Below are 17,193 nucleotides of genomic sequence, written 5' to 3'. Positions count from 1 at the left end.
GTCGTCCGGCGACGCGTGACGGTTCCCGGCCAGGAGGCATTCTGCGCACCGTCAGGCGTCGCTTTGCGCCCGCGGCCACTTTCGACGCATCGCGGCAGGTACCGGTCTATACCCTCGATGATGGGGCCGCCGTGTGCCCTCCGCGGCGACGCCTCATCATGGCGTCCGTTCGCGCGCAGGCGTTGATCGACGAAGTGAGGGTGAATGCGGTACCGGGGGAGACAACGCTTCAGGGCGTTGGTGGGATCGTTGACGGCCATGAGTCTTGCGGTTCTGGGGGTGGGGGCCGGAACGGTTGCGAACGCGGCCGGCGCTGACAGCAAGCCGACGGCTACCATCACAAAGACGAATGACCTGGGCGCCGCGGCCCTGGTGCCGGGCACGGCGTTCAACTACGAGATCGTGGTGACCTGCTCGGGCACCACGGACGAGTGCGTGGACTTCACGATCAAGGACACGCTCCCCGAGGGGCTGGTGGTCGACCAGGCCTCCCTGCCCAAGGACACCGACACCCGGAAGGTCACGTTTGACCCGGTCACGCGCGAGCTGGTCATCGCGCTGCTCCAGCCCCTGGACTCGCCCGTCGGCGCGGTGGGCCTGAAGACGGGCACCCCCATCACGTTCGAGATCGGCGTCTCGCTGCCCGCGGACAGCCAGGTCGCGGATGGCACGAAGATCTCCAACACCGCCTCCGCTTCCGGCGGCAACTTCGACCCGGTGCAGGACACCAACGTCATTGACGTCTCCGTGCCGAAGGTCGTCAACCCCATCGCCACGAAGGTGTGGAAGGACGGCTCGGCCGTCGCCGGATCCGGGGAGGCGAGCACCATCACGCTGGGTGTCCGCAACGGGTCCTCGTCGTCCGCCGCCATCGAGTCGTTGACAATCACCGATGACAACCCGGACACGTTCGAGAACTTCAACTTCACCGGCGCATCGGTCACCGCGTTCCCCAAGGGCGCCGACACGGCCACGTTGCGGGTCAAGGTCGGCAACGCCTGGGTGGCGGGTGCGACGATCACGGCCGCGGGTGCACTGGCCCTGCCCAACGGTGCCAATGCCGCCGACGTGGTGGGTGTACAGGTGATCTTCACCAATGCGGCCGGCGGACTGCTGCCCTACGACGCCACCGGCGGCTCCGTCGACACGGGCATGAAGTTGCGCGACACGTACAGGTCGACCGGGCAGCCGCTGAAGCCCGCCGGCAAGGTGACTCTCGGTAACTGCGCGACGCCGTCGGCCCATGAGAGCGCACTCGGCGACAAGTCAGGCAAGGACGCTTGCGCGAACTACATCATCCTGCCCGACACCCTGGTGCTCACGGGCAAGAAGACGTTCTTCCCGGACACCGACGGCAACTTCAAGCAGGACGCCGGGGAATACGCCGTGCTGGGTGAGAACTCGCCCGTCTCGGCCATGATCGACGTGGCAAACGGCTCGCCGTTCCCGGTCAAGACGATCACGATCACCGAGCCGGGCCCCACCTCCGAGTTCGACAAGCTGGACCTGCAGACGATCAGGTTCCGTCCCCCGGCGGGCGCCACGTCCGTCACCGTCACGCTGACGAGGAATGGCACCGACGCCACCACGACCTACACGGTGGCCGAACTGGCCGCCTTGCAGAACACGCTCGACGGCGTCGGCGTCACCAAGATGGTGGCCACCTACACGGGGCAGGACGCCGACGGCAACGCCGCGATCGTCGAGGGCGCCACGGCCGGCCTGGACATCCACGGGACGCTGAACAGCAAGGTCACGGCCGAGGACCTGCCCGGCGGCACCAGCCCCGGCATCGCCAACTGTGCCGCCTTCACGGGCGATGCCGGACGCAACGACGGATCCGGAACGGCCACGGGCACCGCCTGCAAGGACCTGTCAATCGAGGCGCCGCGCAACGACGGCACGGGAACCAAGACCGTGGGCCAGACCTCGGTGCCGCCGGGCCAGCCCATCCCGTTCACGCTGAATCTGAAGAACAACGGCAACAAACCGCTGATCACCCCCACCATCGCCGATCCGCCGCCGGCAGCCGACGGGACACCCCAGCCCGGGAACAATCCATTCGATGTCCTCAAGCTGACGTCCGCATCCGTGACGCCGGCGCAGGGTGTCACCCTCGAGATCTTCACCGGCGGCGTGTGGGTCCCCTACGGGGGCGCCACGCCGGCACAGCTGGATGCGGCCACGGGCATCAAGGCGTCCATGGCCGGCAACCTGAATCCGACGCAGCAGCTGACGCTCAAGCTGGTCACGGAGCGGCGCGGCGGCACGGCCAACAACCTGGGCATCCTCAACTGTTTCTCCACCGCCGCCGGCGGCGATTTCACACCCGGCGCCCCGGCCTGCGCACCATCGATCACCACAGGGGATGCCAACGCGGCCGCCTCGCTGAACAAGAACATCTCCCCGGCCACGCTGCCGGAGTTCATCCCCGGCATGCAGCGGCAGGTCGCCAACGTCGCGCTGACGATTTTCAACACCGGCAACTTGAGCGCCAAGACACTGCAACTGACGGATACGGACACGGGATTCTTCGATGCCGTCGACTTCGTGAAGTTCACGGCCGTCAAGATGCCGGCCGGCGCCAACCGCGTCCAGATTGACGCGCTCACCGCGGCCGGCTGGCAGCCGGGCACGCCGTCGAGCGCCGCCAACCTCCCCGCCGGCACCAACGCCGCCGACGTCCTGGGCATCCGGGCCACGTTCTCCAACGGCAGCGGCAACTTCGTGATCACGCCGTGCCCCACCGATCCCACCTGCCGCGGCACTCTGAACTTCGGCGTGAGCCCGCGCGCGGCGCTGCGCAGCGATGCGACGAAGCATGTGACCGGCACGTTGGCCAATACCGCCGGCGGCTCGTTCCAGACGGTCATCAACACCGATCCCACGCCCATCGGTGACGTCACCTCCGGGCTTGAACTGGTGCCCGGCGACGCCGCGCTGACCGTCAACAAGACGCAGGACACGTCGCTGGCGCCCGGCGAGACGGCGCCGTTCTATTTGAAGGTCACCAACAGTGGGACCGCGAACCTGCCCAACGTGGTGGTCAAGGACCTGCTGCCGGCCGGATTGGCCTTTGACGAGACGTTCAAGGGCGACAACGGCCAGCCGTTCAAGGTGACGGGTGTGCAGGTTCCGGCCGGCACGCCGACCCCGCCGACGCCCGCGTTCACCCCGGTCGTCAACGGCGAAAAGATCGACATGCTCGTCTGGGACTTCGGCAAGAACGCGGACGGGTCGCCATTCGTGCTCACGCCCGGCTCCACGTTCACCATCGAGATCCGGGCAGGGCTCGCCCCCGGCGTCACGGCCGGCCAGATCTTGACGAACACCATGGGCGCCACGTCCTCCCACCCGAAACTGTCCTGCAGCCCCGCCGCGGAGACCGCGGCCAGGTTCGGCGACGGCACGTACTGCACCGGCACCGCCACGGTGAAGGTCACCACGGGTGCCGCGTTCCAGGCCCGCAAGTGGGTGGCCGGCACGCCGAGCCTGGGCTGGTACAACACGCTGACGAAGCAGTCCGTCGCCGTCGGCGGCCCAACCTGCCCGGTCACGACCGGCACGGCCGGCGCCAAGTACACGGCCTACCCGTGCATCGCCATGGTCAACCCCGGTGACACGTTCCAGTACCTGCTGCGCGTCGTCAACGCCGGCACCGAAAGCGGCACGGACATGCGGATCGTCGACCGCCTGCCAGGCCCGGGCGACAAGACGGTTGTGGGCAACCTGGACCGCGGTACGCAGTGGGACACGGCCCCGACCCTGGCCACCGAGCCGACGCTCACCGGGGACGGCGCCACGATGGCAACGCTGTACAGCACCAAGGACGCGATCTGCACCGACGACCTTAAGATGGGCGGCGCCGGCTCCAACGCCGCGCAGTGCCCCGCGTCCGCGTGGAACGCGCCGTTCGGGCCGAATGTCACGGGCCTGCAGTTCCGGTTGACGTTCAATCCCAAACTGGCCCCCGGCAAGGGCGTGGAAATCGCGTTCACCATGAAGGCGCCCATGGACGTCACGCAGAAGGCCGATCCCACCATCGCCTGGAACTCCTACGGCCACGCCGAGACCACGGACAAGAACGGCAGCGCGCACGTGCTGCCGCCCACCGAACCCATCCAGGTCGGTGTGGCGCTCGCGTACGGAAGCCTCCAGCTGCAGAAGAAGATCGGGGACAATCCGAGCAAGCTGCCGCTGGCGAACCTGGGCTTCCCGTTCCACGTCACGTGTGCGATCACACCCGTGGGTGGTGCGAAGACGACGGTGCTCGAGGCGACCTACCAGGTCAGCTCCGCGGCGCCGGTCGGCGTGACGGGCATCCCCGCCAACGCGGACTGCTCCGTCTGGGAGGAGGACGCCAAGGGCGGTTTCACGGACCATGGCAAGGACCACCCGGTCACCGTCACGATCAAACCCGGCCTGGGTGTCCCGAGTGTCGAGACGGTGGCCATCACGAACGACTTCCCGGACGCCGTCGTCGAACTGACCAAGAAGGTGACCGGTGACGGTGCCGGCTTCGCGCAGCCCGCATACCCGATGAACCTGTTCTGCGCCTTCCACGGGACGCCGGTTGCCGGCTACAACCCGAAGCCGGTCCTCGTCCCGGTGGCGGAGCCCCGTTTCGTCACGGCCGTGCCACCGGGCAGCGACTGTCATGCGGTGGAAACCGACGACGGCGGCGCCACGGAGGTCACGTACCTGCCGGCCGGGGACAGCGCCGGAGCAGGATCAGGCCCGGTGACCACCACGGCCGGCACACCCCAGCACATCGCGGTCACGAACGACTTCCGCACAGGCTCGCTCGTCATCAGCAAGGAGGTGACCGGCTCCGGCGCCCCCGAACTGGCCCAGGGCCCGTTCACCTACCACGTGGTGTGTTCGTTCAACGGCAAGGACGGCGCCATCGACAAGTCGATCACCATCCCCAAGGGTGCGGGTGGCCAGGACTCCTTCCTGTCCGCGCCGCTGACCGGCCTGCCGGCCGGAGCGGACTGTCTCGTGACGGAGACGGACAACGGCGGTGCCGACTACACGCCGGGCCCCGTGACCGTCGCCATCAAGGACGGAGGACGGGAAGTGGCCGGGTTCACGGGTGCGGGCGCGAACACGTTCTCCGCCGGGACCATCGGCCTGGCCAAGGAGCTGAAGGGCGATGCCGCCGGCGAAACCTACGCGAAGGACGCCGTGTTCAGCGTCCTCGTCACGTGTGAGCGCGACGTGACCGGACCGGATGCCAAGCCCCTGCGCACCACGGTGTTCTCCCGGGCGGTGGGCATCAGGGGCGGGCAGGTCATCGCGGGGCTGAACGGTGCCGACGGCAAGCCGGTCAAGCTGCCCGTGGGCACGCACTGCTTCGGTGTCGAGACGAACACCGGTGGCGCCACCACCAGCACCGTGGACCACAACACGTTCGACAACGCCGCGGTCGTGACGAAACTGGGTGACCCCTCGACGATCCAGGCGCTGTCCATCACCGCCGTCAACACCTTCGACTACGGCCGGCTGGCCGTGACGAAGAAGGTCGACGGCGCCGCCGCCGGCTTCGTGGGCAAGCGAGAGTTCACGCTGTCCGTGACCTGCGCCCTGCCGCAGGGCGGGTCCGTGGCGACAGCCGTGGTGACCGATCAACGGATCGTGCTCAAGGGCGGTGAGTCCGCCACCGTGGAAAAACTGCCCGTGGGTGCGCGGTGTGACGTGACGGAGACGAACACCGGTGGTGCGTCCGGCGTCGTCGTCGACTACGGCACTGGTTCTGACGGCACTGGTTCTGACGGCACTGCGGCGAGCCTCGCCGTCGTCGGCGGCAAGACGCCGGCCGCCGTGATGGTGACCAACACCTTCGACGCCGGGCTGCTGACCGTCACGAAGATGGTCGTCAACGGCAACGCCGGCCCGTACAGCTTCACGCTGGCCTGCACCACCGGCCAGGGCCCCGTGGTGCTGGCCGCCGCCGACGCCGCGTTCACGCTGAAGGACGGCGAGTCGAGGACCATCAGTGTCCCGAATAGTGCCGACTGCGTCGTGGCGGAGACGTTCGTTCCGGACGGGGATGCCGTCAGCTACACGACGTCGGCCGGCGGCAGGGACGGGAAGGTGGCGGTCACCGGCACCGCGGCCGTGCACGTCACCAACACGTTCAAGGCCGCCCCGCTGCCGCCCGCCGGGGGCGGCGCCGGGTCCGGCCTGGGCTCCACGGGTGCGGCGGGCATCGGCGCACTCACCATCGGCGCCCTGGCGGCGTTGATCGCCGGACTGGTGCTGGTACGCCGGAACCGGAGGACGCGGCGGGGCTAGCCGGGCTCATGGTCGGCACGGGTGCGGCGGCGGGAGTTCCCACGGGGGACGCCCGCCGCCGCACGGTACACTCGCCGGACGGTACACTCGCCGGACGGAGGTGGTCCCGTGCCGATCGACAATGACATCTACAACCGCCTGGGCCGGTCATGGTGGGATGGCGACAACCCGCTGAACCTGCTCCACGGCAGCATGACCGCGGCCCGCTTCGGCTATTTCCGGCAGGTCCTGGCCGGGCGCACGGGCCACGGCCCGGCCCCCGCCCGGGCCCTCGACGTCGGATGCGGGGGAGGGTTCCTCGCCGAGGAATTCGCCCGCGCGGGCTACCACGTTGTGGGCGTGGACCCCTCGGAGGTGTCACTCCAAGCGGCACGCCGGCACGCCGTCGAACACGGCCTCGAGATCGACTACCGGGCCGGTGCGGGCGAACGGCTGCCCGTGCGGACGGGCGGATTCGACGTCGTCTACTGTGCCGACGTGCTCGAGCACGTCGCCGACGTCGACGCCGTGATCGGGGAATGCGCCCGGGCCCTGAAACCGGACGGCGTGTTCCTGTTCGACACCATCAACCGCACCCGGGCCAGCAGGCTGCTGGTCATCAAGGTCATGCAGCAGTGGCGTTTCACCCGGGTCCTCGACACCGCCCTGCACGACTGGGACATGTTCATCACGCCCGACGAACTGGCGGCCGGCTGCGCCCGCCACGGCCTGCGCATCGGCGAACTGGCCGGGCTGGCGCCCAGGACCCGCAACCCGCTGCGCATCCTGGACTTCGGCCGGGCCCGCCGCGGCGCGATCTCGTATGGGGAACTCGGCCGCCGGCTGGACTTCGGCCGGGTGCGGAGCACGGCCGTTTCCTACATGGGCTTCGCCGTGGCCGCCGGGCCCCTCACGAACCGCACCGATCCCTTGACGCCGACCGGGCCCGGGTGTCCACTGGGGTGAAAACGCGGGGCAGGGGGCGGGTCATGGCGGCAGCACGGCAACACGTCCAGGCGGACACGGAACTGGCGCGCGACCGGCCCGTCTCCCGGGTGGAGGACGGGTTCGGCCGGTGGGCCAACGCGACCTTGGCGGCCGTGCTGGCCGGTGCGTGGCTGTCCATGGCCGAACTCGACAGGCTCATCGGCGCCGCCGTGACCGCGGACGGCCGGGCCGGCACCGCCGCCGGGTTGCAGGGGCTCTCGCCGGGCGCCGGGCAGCAGAACTGGCCCGCCTGGCGCGACCTGTCGAGCGGGTTGCGCGGCCAGGTCGCCGGCCTGCTGGGCATCTACGCCCTGTTCGACCTGCTGTTCGCCGTCGCGTACATCACCCTGTTCTGGCGGTTGTTCGGCCGCCGCCACCTGGTCCGCACGTTCCTGGTGCTCGTGATGCTGGCCGAGTTCACCGAATCCGTGTGTGTCTGGATCGGCGCGGTCGCGCTGGCCGGCGCGCGCGGGCTCGGCGGCCCGGGGACCGCGTTGTCGGCCCTCATGGTGGCCGCGACCTGGGTCAAATGGGCGGCACTGGCGGGCGTCGTCGTCGCACTGTTCGCCGCGCCCGCCGTTCGCGCCCGCGTGTTCCGCGGCCTGCGGCGCACGTGGCAGGCCCTGTTCTTCCAACGCATCAGCGCGGCCGTGCTGCTGATCTTCGCCGTCCTGGCCCTGCTGCCCATCGCCGGGGTCAACGACCAGCTGCCGGACACGCTGCGCTTCTGGGCCGGCGCCGGCCTCGGTGACGGCCAGTTCTGGTGGACGACGGCGGCGGTCGCCGTGGTCGCCATCGGCCTGTTCAGCGTGGGCCGGCGCCGCAGCGAGCTGGCCTGGAACCTGTTCGCCCGGAAGGAGGCGATCCCCAAGCACAGCCCGAACTATTGGTGGTGGACGTACGGGCCGGGCGTGCTTGTGGCCGCGCTGCTGGTGGTGTTCGTCATGGGCGGGACGGTGAACTGGCCCAACTTCCAGTTCTGGTTCTTCCTGGGCCTGCCGTTGGGCCTGGCCGCGTTCAGCCTGGTCCTGCGGGTCCTGCTCGGGGCGGGCCTGCCGGCCGTGCCGGGGCCGGCGGACTTCGGCCGGGCCCTGGACGTGTGGCGCTGCGGGGACCTGTTGGCCACGGGATTCCTGGCCGTCGCCGGGCTGGCGCTGGTGCGTTCCTTCACGGCGCCGCTGTCCCTGGGGGTGGCCGTGCCGCCCGGCCAGGCCGTGGACACGGGCTGGTCGGCGTTCTTCCTGGTGCTCGGCTGGTTGCTCGTGCTCGGCGCGTTCCCGGTGGGCAGCATCCTGGTGCGGGTCGTGTGGGACAAGGCGCTGCTGCCGTCCCGGCCGCCGAACGACCGGACGATGGCGGTCTCGGTGGCCGTGACCATCGGCTGCGCGCTGATCCTCGGCGCGTTCCTGTTCTTCCCGGTGGCGGTGTCGCGCACCGTGGGCGTCGTGGGCACCGCGATCTTGGCCGTGGGTTCGTGGGCCGTCGTGATCGGGTTCCTGGTGGTCGGCATGCAGCACCAGCGGCCGTTGCCGCTTTTTGAGCGGCTGGGCCTGCGCGCCAACCCCATCCTGTCGCTGATCGTGCTCGTCCTGGTGGTCGGCTCGTACAACGGCGGCCCGCCGGCCCTGCACGCGGTCCGCCAGCTGACCGCCGGTGCTCCGGCGCCGGCCGCGGCAGGCTTCCAGCGCCAGGACCTGGCGGGCCGGTTCACGCAATGGCTGGCCGGCTCCGGCGCCTGCACGCTGCCGGTGGGCGGGAACGGTGCCGGCGTCCCGGGTGTCCGGCCGCTGCTGCTCGTGGCCGCGGCCGGCGGCGGCATCCGGGCGGCCACGTGGACGGTCGGCGCGTTCGGCGAACTGGCCGGCGCGGGCGCCTGCGGCGGCAGCGCCGTGTTCCTCTCCAGCGGCGTCAGCGGCGGCTCGCTCGGGCTGGCGCTGACCGACCTGTACGGGCCCGGCGCGGGGGACAAGGTGGCCCGGATCGCCGACGCGCAGGTCCTGGCCGCGGACATGGCCGGCCTGGCGGTCGGGGACATCGTCGGTTCGGGGGCCGGGCTCATGGCGCCCACGGCATTCACGGATCCCGCCACCGGCCTTCGCCAACGGACCTGGAACGACAGGGCCGGGCTGATGGAAAACCTGTGGCAGGGACAGGCGCCGCTGCTGGCCGGCCCGTTCAGCGGCACGGTGCGCGGGCCGGCCGGGGCGCTCATCCTCAACTCGACGGCCGCCAACAACGGGTGCCGGCTGCTGCTGAGCCAGCTGGACCTGGGCAACGCCATTGCACCGAACGTGGCGTCCGACTGCTCCGACGCCCGGGGCCGGCCGGTGTCCATCGACCTGTTCGGCAACGGCCAGTGCCCGCTGGACCTGCGCTGGTCGACGGCGGCCATGCTCTCGGCCCGGTTCCCGATCGTCTCCCCGTCCGGGCGCATCCCGGCGCCCGGGCCGCGGGGGTGCAGCGAGGCCGCCGGCTACCAGGCCATCGACGGCGGGCTCTCCGAGACGTCCGGGCTGGGCACCATCAACGACGTCTGGCCGCAGCTGGCCCAGCTGGTCCTGGCCCACAATACCTGTGTGCTGGCCGGCGCGGTTCCGGCCGCTCCGGCATGCGCAGCCACGGCCCGGGACTTCGTGGTCCCGGTGATCGTCTACCTGCAGAATGCGCCGGCCAAGGACGCCATCGCGGCCGCGCCCCGAGAGTTGAGCGAACTTGTCGTGCCGGTGGCCGGGTTGCAGGCACGCGCCCAGCAGATCGCACCCCAGACATGGCTGCAACGGCTCGAATCGTCCGCCGGCGTGTGCCCGCTGGCGGACACGGGCGGCCCCTGCGGCCGGGCCACCGATGTGGTGCGCCAGGCACTGAACGGGCGCGCCGTCGTCGTCGTTGCCCCCGACACCGTGCCGGCGCTGGACCCGCCGCTGGGCTGGGCGCTCTCGCCCATGAGCCAGGCGCAGCTGGCCAAGGCCATGGCCGCGGCGGCGGCCAAACGCACGGGGGGCGGGCAGGCGCCGGGGTTCGGCAACCTGCTGGAGCTGCTTGGCCGGGCCGGGCACTGACGCATTCGGCCAGCGTCCGGCCCCATCCGTTGTGGGGTGGCACAGGGGCATGGCCGGGCGGGGCCGTTATACGGTAGAGGCATGTCTAGCATTGATGCCGCCCCCGAGACCAAGCCCGCCGCCAAGCGCACCATCCCCGCCGAGATCGCCCGGTCCTGGCTGCTGGTCCCCGCGACCCGTCCGGAGCTGTTCGACGAGGCCGCCGCGTCCCGCGCCGACGCGATCGTGCTGGACATCGAGGACGCCGTGGACCCGTCGAACAAGGCCGGTGCGCGCAACGACGTGGCGACCTGGCTGGACAACGGCGGCAAGGCATGGGTGCGGATCAACGACGTGCACTCGGCCTTCTGGGCCGATGACGTCGCCCGGCTGCGCAACAACCCGAACCTGCTCGGGGTCATGCTGGCCAAGACGGAGACCGCCGAACAGGTCAAGGAGACGTTCCACCGGCTCGACGGCAAGACCCGCGTGCTGGCCCTGGTCGAATCGGCCGTCGGCATCGAGGAGGCGAACAACATCGCCCGGGCCGAGGGCGCGTTCCGCCTGGCGTTCGGCTCCGGCGACTTCCGCCGCGACACCGGCATGTCCGCCGACCGGGAGGCCATGGCCTACCCGCGCGCCAAGTTGGTCGTCGCCAGCCGCGTCGGCAACCTGCCCGGCCCCATCGACGGCCCGACGGTCGGCACGAACCACCCGATCCTGCGCGAACAGTCGGCCATCACGGTGGCCATGGGCATGACCGGCAAGCTGGCCCTGGCCATCGACCAGACCACCATCATCAACGAGGTCATCAGCCCCACCCCGACCGACGTCGCCTGGGCCACCGACTTCATGAACGACTTCAACGCCCGCGGCGGCGTGATCCGTGACGGCTCCGACCTGCCGCGCCTGGGCCGGGCCGAGAAGATCATGAAGCTCGCCACCGCCTACGGCGTCCAGCCCGCCGTCTAGGCCGCGCCGGTGGTCGAGCCCGTCGCCGGTGGTCGAGCTTGTCGAGGCCGGTGATTTCGACGGGCTCAATCACCGGGGGTCGAGCTTGGGCCCACGGGCGCGAGGGGCCCCGGCCGAGCTTGCGAGGCCGGGGAGCGCCCGGGGAGCGAGACCCCGCCCGGGGAGCGAGGCCGGTGATTTCGACGGGCTCAATCACCGGGGGTCGAGCTTGTCGAGACCCCGCCCTGGTGCGCGGCGTCACGTGGGACCCTGCCGGGCCCGCACTGTCGCTGACCGCGGACGACGGCGACACCCGGCTGCCGCTGTCGGCCGGCGGTTGGCTGCGGTTCGCCGTTGCCGCCGGCCCGCGCCGCTGCCTGGGCTACTCCCGCGTGCACGGGCCCGACGACACCGACCACACGCCCTGCCCGGAGCGGGCCGCCGCCGTTCGTGGCTACCAGTGCGGGCCGTGCTTTGCCCGGGACGACTTCCGGTTCATGCACGACTTCCACCGCAGCGGCCAGGCCCCGGCCGGGCTGCGGGCGTACCTGGCACAGCCGCACTGGCTGTACGTGGCCACGTTCGCCGACGGCGCCACGAAGGTCGGCACGGCATCGGCCCGCAGCAAGTGGACCCGGCTGGCCGACCAGGGCGCCGTCGTCGCCGCCTACGTGGCGCGGGCCCGGGACGGGCGGGTTGTGCGGCTGCTCGAGGACCTGGTCAGCGAACGGGCCGGGCTCACCCAGTTCGTGCGCGGCACCGCGAAGTTCGCGTCCCTGCTGGCGCCCCGCCCGGCGGACGACCTCGCCGGGCTCAATGCGGCCGCGGCCGGCCGTGTCCGGGACCTGCTGGCGGCCGGTGCCCCCGGGATCGAGGCGACGGACGGGTTCGATGTCGTGACCGAGGCATGGGCCCGGCCGGTGCTCGCGGCCGCCGCCTGCGGGCCGGGACCCCGCATCGCCTACCCCCGGCCGCTGTCCGAGGGGGAGCACGGGATGCGCATCGACTCGATGTCCGGCGCCAATGCGCTGGTGTCGATCGACGGCGTTGCGTCTGACGGGGCAGGGTCTGACGGGACAGGGTCTGACGGGACGGCGTCTGACGGGGCGGGGCCGGTGTTCCTGGCCGGGCTCGGGGACCTGAGGGGCCGGGTCATCCGGTTCGGCGATTTCGTCACGCCCGTGCCCGCCTTCCAGGAGTCCCTGTTCTAACCGGTCCGGGCCGTTCCGGCACCCAGCCAACGCCCAGCCGGTCCCGGATAGACTTGACCCCGTGCTCAACGAATTCTGGGAAACCGCCCCGGCCGCCTACAAGTACACGGTGTTCGCCGGCATGGCGCTGACATTCATCGGCATCGCGCTGGTCGTCATCGGTGCCATCACCGGCACGGCCACCAACACGATCGTGGCGTTGCCGGTCATCGGCGTCGGCCTGGCCACGCACATGACGTCCATGGCCCTGCGCGGCCGGGCCATCCGCAAGCAGCTCAGGGAAGCCGCCAAGAAGTAGGCCGGCCGCCCGGTCAGCGGGCCAGGTTCTTGCGGGCCGGTACCGACCGCAGCGTGCGCAGGCACAGCAGGGCCGCGACCAGCATGAGCGCCACACCCGTGACCGCCACGATGACCGACCCCGCGTCGAATGCGTGCTTCGCCGAGACGAGCAGGGCGTTGGCCGACTCGCCCGGCAGCCCGGCGGCCGCGTCGATGGCACCGCCCAGGGTCTGGCCGGCGGACGCCCGGTCGGCGCCGCCCAGCGCGGACGGCAGCACGATGTTGGCCCGGTACACGGCGGCCAGGATGCTGCCCAGCACCGCCGTGCCCAGCACGGACCCCACCTCGTAGGCGGTTTCCGAGATCGCCGACGCCGCGCCCGCCTTGGCCGGGGGAGCGGCGCTGAGAATCAGGTCGTTGGAGATGGTCTCGGACACGCCCACGCCGGCGCCGAGGACGGCGAACGCGAGGATGACGCCCGCCACGGACCCCGAGGTGTTCAACCAGACCACCAGGAAGCCGGCCGCGTTCAGTAGCAGCCCGCCCACGGCCAGGTACGCCGGCCGCACCAGCTTCGACAGCGGCGCGGCCGCCAGGCCGGTCGCGATCGAGATGACCAGCCCCGGCACCAGCACGTAGGCCGCGGCCGTGGGGGACATGCCCAGCACCAGCTGCAGGTGTTGGGTGATGAAGTACAGGAATCCGACCAGCGCGAACACGCTGAGCAGGTTGACCAGCACGCCGCCGGTGAACACCTTGTTCGTGAACAGGCGCACGTCGAGCATGGGGGCGGTGCGGCGCAGCTGGCGGCGCACGAACAGCACACCCAGGCCCAGGCCGAGCAGCATCAGGGACGCGGTCACCGCGGTCAGGCCCGTCTGGGCCGTTTCCTTGATGCCGAATACGAGCGGAACCATGGCGCCGAATGACAAGACGATGCTGGCCGGGTCGATCCTGCCCGGCCTCGGGTCCCGCGACTCGGGCAGGAAGAACGGGGCCAGGACCAGCAACAGCACCAGCACGGGCACGGCCATGAGGAACACGGCGCCCCACCAGAAGTGCTCCAGCAAGAATCCGCCGACGATCGGGCCGAGGGCCGCGCCGCCGGAGAAGCAGGCCGCCCAGATGGCGATGGCCAGGCTGCGCTGGCCCGGGTGGGTGAAGATGTTGCGGATCAGCGACAGCGTGGACGGCATGAGCATGGCGCCGAAGACGCCCAGGAGCGCTCGGTAGCCGATCAGGGCCTCCGCCGTCGGGGCGAACGCGGCCGCGGCGGACACGAGGGCGAAGCCCACGCCGCCGATCAGCAGCATGCGGCGGCGGCCGAACCGGTCGGCCAGGCTGCCCATGGACACGAGCAGGCCGGCCAGGACAAGCGGGTAGACGTCGATGATCCACAGCAGCCCGGCGGCCGACGGCTTCAGCGCCAGCGAGATGGAGGGCACCGCAAAGCTGAGGACCGTGTTGTCCACCGACACCAGCAGCACCGGCAGCATGAGCACGGCCAGTGCGACCCATGCGCGTGCCCCGGCCTTGGCGGGGACGGCGGCAATGGGCGAGGTTGGGGTGCGGAAGTTGGTGGACATGCCAACTATTCTATACCGTCCAGCCGGTATAGTAAACCGTCCGGACGGTGCACTTCGTCACTTCTTGTAGCGCCCACCGGCCTCCCCAAGCTCGCTGNCTCCCAGAGCTCGCAAGCTCGCTCCGGGTCCCTCGGGGCCGTGGGCCCTCGCGGCGGGGCCCTTGCCGCCGTGGGCCCACGCCGGGGCCCCTCGGCCGCTAGGCTTGGAGCCATGACGACCCCACCACCCGCCCGCGATCGAATCCTGCAGGCCTACGAGGATTTGCTGATCAACGACGGAGCCCGCGGCGCCACGCTCGACGCCGTTGCCGCCGCCGCGGGTGTGTCCAAGGGTGGGTTGCTATACCACTTCAAGAGCAAGGAAGCGCTGACCGCCGGGCTGATCGCTAAGCTGCGCGAGTTGGCCGAGGCCGATTTCGAGGGCATGCGCAACGACCCGGCCGGGCCCTCCGACTACTACGTGCGCACGTCGGTACTGTCCGGCAGCACGTTCGACCGGGCGCTGCTGGCTGCCATGCGGCTGGCCCAGGAGGACGACAGCAACGTCCGGGCCGCGTTCACCGACATCCACGCCGAGTGGTACCGGCTGTTGCTGGCCGACGTCGGTGATGCCGGCGTCGCCCGCGCCATCATGCTCATCGGCGACGGGCTCTACTACAGCGCCGCCCTGTACGGGCTGCCCTCGGACGGCACGCTGCCGGCCCGGAACGCCGGCGACGTGAGCGTGGCGTCGCTGCTGGACATCGTCGAGGACCTGCGCGCCCGCGCCCGCGGCAACTGACCCCGGGCAACCGAACACGGGCCGCTGGACACGGGCCGGGACGATAGTCTGATCTGCATGACAATCAACCCCGAACTGCAGGGGCGCAGCTACCCTGCCGGCGACGTGTACAGCGTGGGCCGTGAATCCGTGCGTGATTTCGCCCGCGCCGTCAAGGCCACGCATCCGGCCCACTTCGACGTGGCCGCGGCCCGGGCGCTCGGTCATGCCGACCTCGTCGCCCCACCCACCTACGCCATCATCGTCGCCCAGCGCGCCGATGCCCGGCTCATCGAGGACCCGGGATCCGGCATCGACTTCTCCCGGGTGGTGCACGCCGAACAGAAGTTCACCCACCACCGCGCCATCACCGCCGGCGACGAGCTCGTGGCCGAACTGCACGTGGACGCCGTGCGCGCCATGGGCACCGGCGCCATGATCACCACGCGCGCCGAGATCGCCACCGTCGACGGGACGCCCGTCGCCACGACCACATCCGCCATCCTGGTCCGCGGGGAGGGGCAATGATGAAGCTTGCAGACTTGTCCGTGGGCCAGGAGATCGGCAGCCGCGCCATCGAGGTCTCCCGCGCCGACCTGGTCCGGTATGCCGGTGCGTCCGGCGATTTCAACCCGATCCACTGGAATGAGCGCTTCGCCCGGGAGGTCGAGCTGCCCGGCGTGATCGCGCACGGCATGTTCACCATGGGCGCCGCCGTCCAGCTGGTCACCGACTGGGCCGGCGACCCGGCCGCCGTCGTCGGCTACCAGACCCGGTTCACGAAGCCCGTCCCGGTAGACGACGCCGACCCCGGCGCCGTCATCGAGGTCACCGGCGTGATCGGCGCACTCGACGCGGCGGCGTCCACGGCCCGGGTCGACCTGACGGTCAGCGCCGGCGGGCAGAAGGTGCTGGTCAAGGCCCAGGCGCTCGTGCGTGTGGGGTGATACGGTGACTTCCCAGACCCAGGCCCCCGTCCAGCTCGCCGACCTGACCACCCTGGGTGTCGGCGGCCCGGCCCGAGCCCTCGTGCGGGCGGACAGCGAGGCCGCGATCATCGACGCCGTGCGGACCGCGGACGCCGCCGGCGAGCCGCTGTTGATCGTCGGTGGCGGCTCCAACCTGGTCGTCGCCGACGACGGCTTCGACGGCACCGTGGTGCAGATCACCAGCCGGGGGTTCCACGCCTCGTCGGCGGACGCCTGCGCGGGCGCGTCCGTCGTCGTGCAGGCCGGCCACGACTGGGACGACTTCGTGCACCAGAGCGTGCTGCACGCCTGGAGCGGGCTGGCCGCGTTGTCCGGCATCCCGGGGCTGGCCGGGGCCACGCCCGTGCAGAACGTCGGCGCGTACGGCTCCGAGGTGGCCCAGACCGTCGCGGCCGTACGCGTCTGGGACCGTCGGGCCAACGCCGTGCACACGTTCTCGAACTCGGAGCTGCGCTTCGGCTATCGCGATTCCATCATCAAGGAAACCACCGTCAACGGGTCCCCCCGGTACGTGGTCCTGACGGTGGAGTTCCAACTGCCGCTGGGCCGGCAGGGCGCGCCCGTGCGCTACGCCGAACTGGCCCGCACGCTGGGCGTCGAGGTGGGGCGCCGGGCGGATTCCCTGGCGATCCGGCGCGCCGTGCTGGCCCTCCGCGCCGCGAAGGGCATGGTGCTGGACCCGGCGGACCGCGACACGTTCTCCACCGGCTCGTTCTTCACGAACCCGATCGTCGACTCCGGGGCGGCCGTGCCGGCGGGCGCGCCCCGCTACCCGGCCGGCGACGGGCGCATCAAGCTCAGCGCGGCGTGGCTGATCGAGCACGCCGGCTTCGCGAAGGGCTTTGGGTTGGCGGACGACGGCGTCGCGTCCGGTCGCGCCGGCCTGTCCACGAAGCACACCCTCGCCATCACGAACCGCGGGTCCGCGACGGCGGCCGACGTGCTGGCCGTCGCCCGGGCCGTGCAGGCCGGCGTCCGCGACGCGTTCGGCATCACGCTGCACCCGGAACCGGTGCTGGTCGGCTGCGCGCTCTGACCCGAATCCGCGAGTAGTGGTTCTTTGAGGCGGAAATCCTGGTTGGGCGGAAATTTCGGCGGATTTCAGGTCCCATGCATA

The 17,193-nt window shown here is 71.0% G+C and carries 11 protein-coding genes; 10 read left to right on the top strand and 1 reads right to left on the bottom strand.

The genetic code is table 11. The features are described from left to right. The first annotated feature begins 258 nt into the window (after positions 1 to 258). From EJC77_RS13270 to EJC77_RS13245, 6 genes are all read left to right on the top strand, one after another. The gene (locus EJC77_RS13270) at positions 259 to 6,297 is read left to right on the top strand and encodes a DUF5979 domain-containing protein (RefSeq protein ID WP_164520412.1); all 6,039 of its coding nucleotides are present in this window, start codon (positions 259 to 261) and stop codon (positions 6,295 to 6,297) included. A 108-nt stretch (positions 6,298 to 6,405) separates the two neighbouring features. After that, a complete protein-coding gene (gene ubiG / locus EJC77_RS13265; protein WP_125613420.1) occupies positions 6,406 to 7,242 on the top strand; it encodes a bifunctional 2-polyprenyl-6-hydroxyphenol methylase/3-demethylubiquinol 3-O-methyltransferase UbiG in 837 nt (278 codons plus the stop codon). A 23-nt stretch (positions 7,243 to 7,265) separates the two neighbouring features. Next, the gene (locus tag EJC77_RS13260; protein WP_125613418.1) at positions 7,266 to 10,322 is read left to right on the top strand and encodes a hypothetical protein; all 3,057 of its coding nucleotides are present in this window, start codon (positions 7,266 to 7,268) and stop codon (positions 10,320 to 10,322) included. Positions 10,323 to 10,403: 81 nt separating this feature from the next. Next, positions 10,404 to 11,273: an HpcH/HpaI aldolase/citrate lyase family protein gene (locus EJC77_RS13255; protein WP_125613416.1), complete on the top strand. Its 870-nt coding sequence runs from the start codon at positions 10,404 to 10,406 to the stop codon at positions 11,271 to 11,273. 173 nt (positions 11,274 to 11,446) lie between these two features. Then, positions 11,447 to 12,463, top strand: a complete 1,017-nt coding sequence (locus EJC77_RS13250) for a DUF2797 domain-containing protein (RefSeq protein ID WP_240630244.1) — start codon at positions 11,447 to 11,449, stop codon at positions 12,461 to 12,463. A gap of 61 nt (positions 12,464 to 12,524) precedes the next feature. Further along, complete coding sequence (locus EJC77_RS13245; protein WP_125613414.1) at positions 12,525 to 12,761, top strand: DUF3188 domain-containing protein; 237 nt, start codon at positions 12,525 to 12,527, stop codon at positions 12,759 to 12,761. Between the two features lie 13 nt (positions 12,762 to 12,774). Here the strand turns inward: EJC77_RS13245 and EJC77_RS13240 are convergent, their stop codons facing one another. Next, positions 12,775 to 14,328: an MFS transporter gene (locus EJC77_RS13240; RefSeq protein WP_125613412.1), complete on the bottom strand. Its 1,554-nt coding sequence runs from the start codon at positions 14,326 to 14,328 to the stop codon at positions 12,775 to 12,777. Between the two features lie 210 nt (positions 14,329 to 14,538). On the opposite strand from EJC77_RS13240, the gene EJC77_RS13235 reads away from it, so the two are divergent. The 4 genes from EJC77_RS13235 to EJC77_RS13220 are packed head-to-tail and all read left to right on the top strand — an operon-like array spanning position 14,539 to position 17,112. Further along, on the top strand, positions 14,539 to 15,108 hold the full coding sequence (locus tag EJC77_RS13235) for a TetR/AcrR family transcriptional regulator (protein WP_125613410.1): 570 nt from the start codon (positions 14,539 to 14,541) through the stop codon (positions 15,106 to 15,108). A 57-nt stretch (positions 15,109 to 15,165) separates the two neighbouring features. Beyond that, the gene (locus EJC77_RS13230; protein ID WP_125613408.1) at positions 15,166 to 15,615 is read left to right on the top strand and encodes an FAS1-like dehydratase domain-containing protein; all 450 of its coding nucleotides are present in this window, start codon (positions 15,166 to 15,168) and stop codon (positions 15,613 to 15,615) included. Next, positions 15,615 to 16,034, top strand: coding sequence for a MaoC family dehydratase (locus EJC77_RS13225; RefSeq protein ID WP_420820318.1), 420 nt, complete (start codon positions 15,615 to 15,617; stop codon positions 16,032 to 16,034). Before EJC77_RS13230 ends, EJC77_RS13225 begins: the two co-directional genes overlap by 1 nt. A 4-nt stretch (positions 16,035 to 16,038) precedes the next feature. Further along, on the top strand, positions 16,039 to 17,112 hold the full coding sequence (locus tag EJC77_RS13220) for a UDP-N-acetylmuramate dehydrogenase (RefSeq protein WP_125613403.1): 1,074 nt from the start codon (positions 16,039 to 16,041) through the stop codon (positions 17,110 to 17,112). The last annotated feature ends 81 nt before the right edge of the window (positions 17,113 to 17,193 follow it).

The organism is Specibacter cremeus (genome assembly GCF_003946885.1).
In the GTDB taxonomy this organism is placed as follows: Bacteria; Actinomycetota; Actinomycetes; order Actinomycetales; family Micrococcaceae; genus Specibacter; species Specibacter cremeus.
Note: the sequence above shows the minus strand (reverse complement) of the source record. Positions and strands in the feature narration are given on the sequence as shown.

Coding starts and splice junctions, on each gene's coding strand:
- EJC77_RS13240 (WP_125613412.1), bottom strand. CDS start 14,328: ATGTCCACCAACTTCCGCACCCCAACCTCGCCCATTGCCGCCGTCCCC.
- EJC77_RS13225 (WP_420820318.1), top strand. CDS start 15,615: ATGAAGCTTGCAGACTTGTCCGTGGGCCAGGAGATCGGCAGCCGCGCC.
- EJC77_RS13230 (WP_125613408.1), top strand. CDS start 15,166: ATGACAATCAACCCCGAACTGCAGGGGCGCAGCTACCCTGCCGGCGAC.
- EJC77_RS13270 (WP_164520412.1), top strand. CDS start 259: ATGAGTCTTGCGGTTCTGGGGGTGGGGGCCGGAACGGTTGCGAACGCG.
- EJC77_RS13235 (WP_125613410.1), top strand. CDS start 14,539: ATGACGACCCCACCACCCGCCCGCGATCGAATCCTGCAGGCCTACGAG.
- EJC77_RS13260 (WP_125613418.1), top strand. CDS start 7,266: ATGGCGGCAGCACGGCAACACGTCCAGGCGGACACGGAACTGGCGCGC.
- EJC77_RS13255 (WP_125613416.1), top strand. CDS start 10,404: ATGTCTAGCATTGATGCCGCCCCCGAGACCAAGCCCGCCGCCAAGCGC.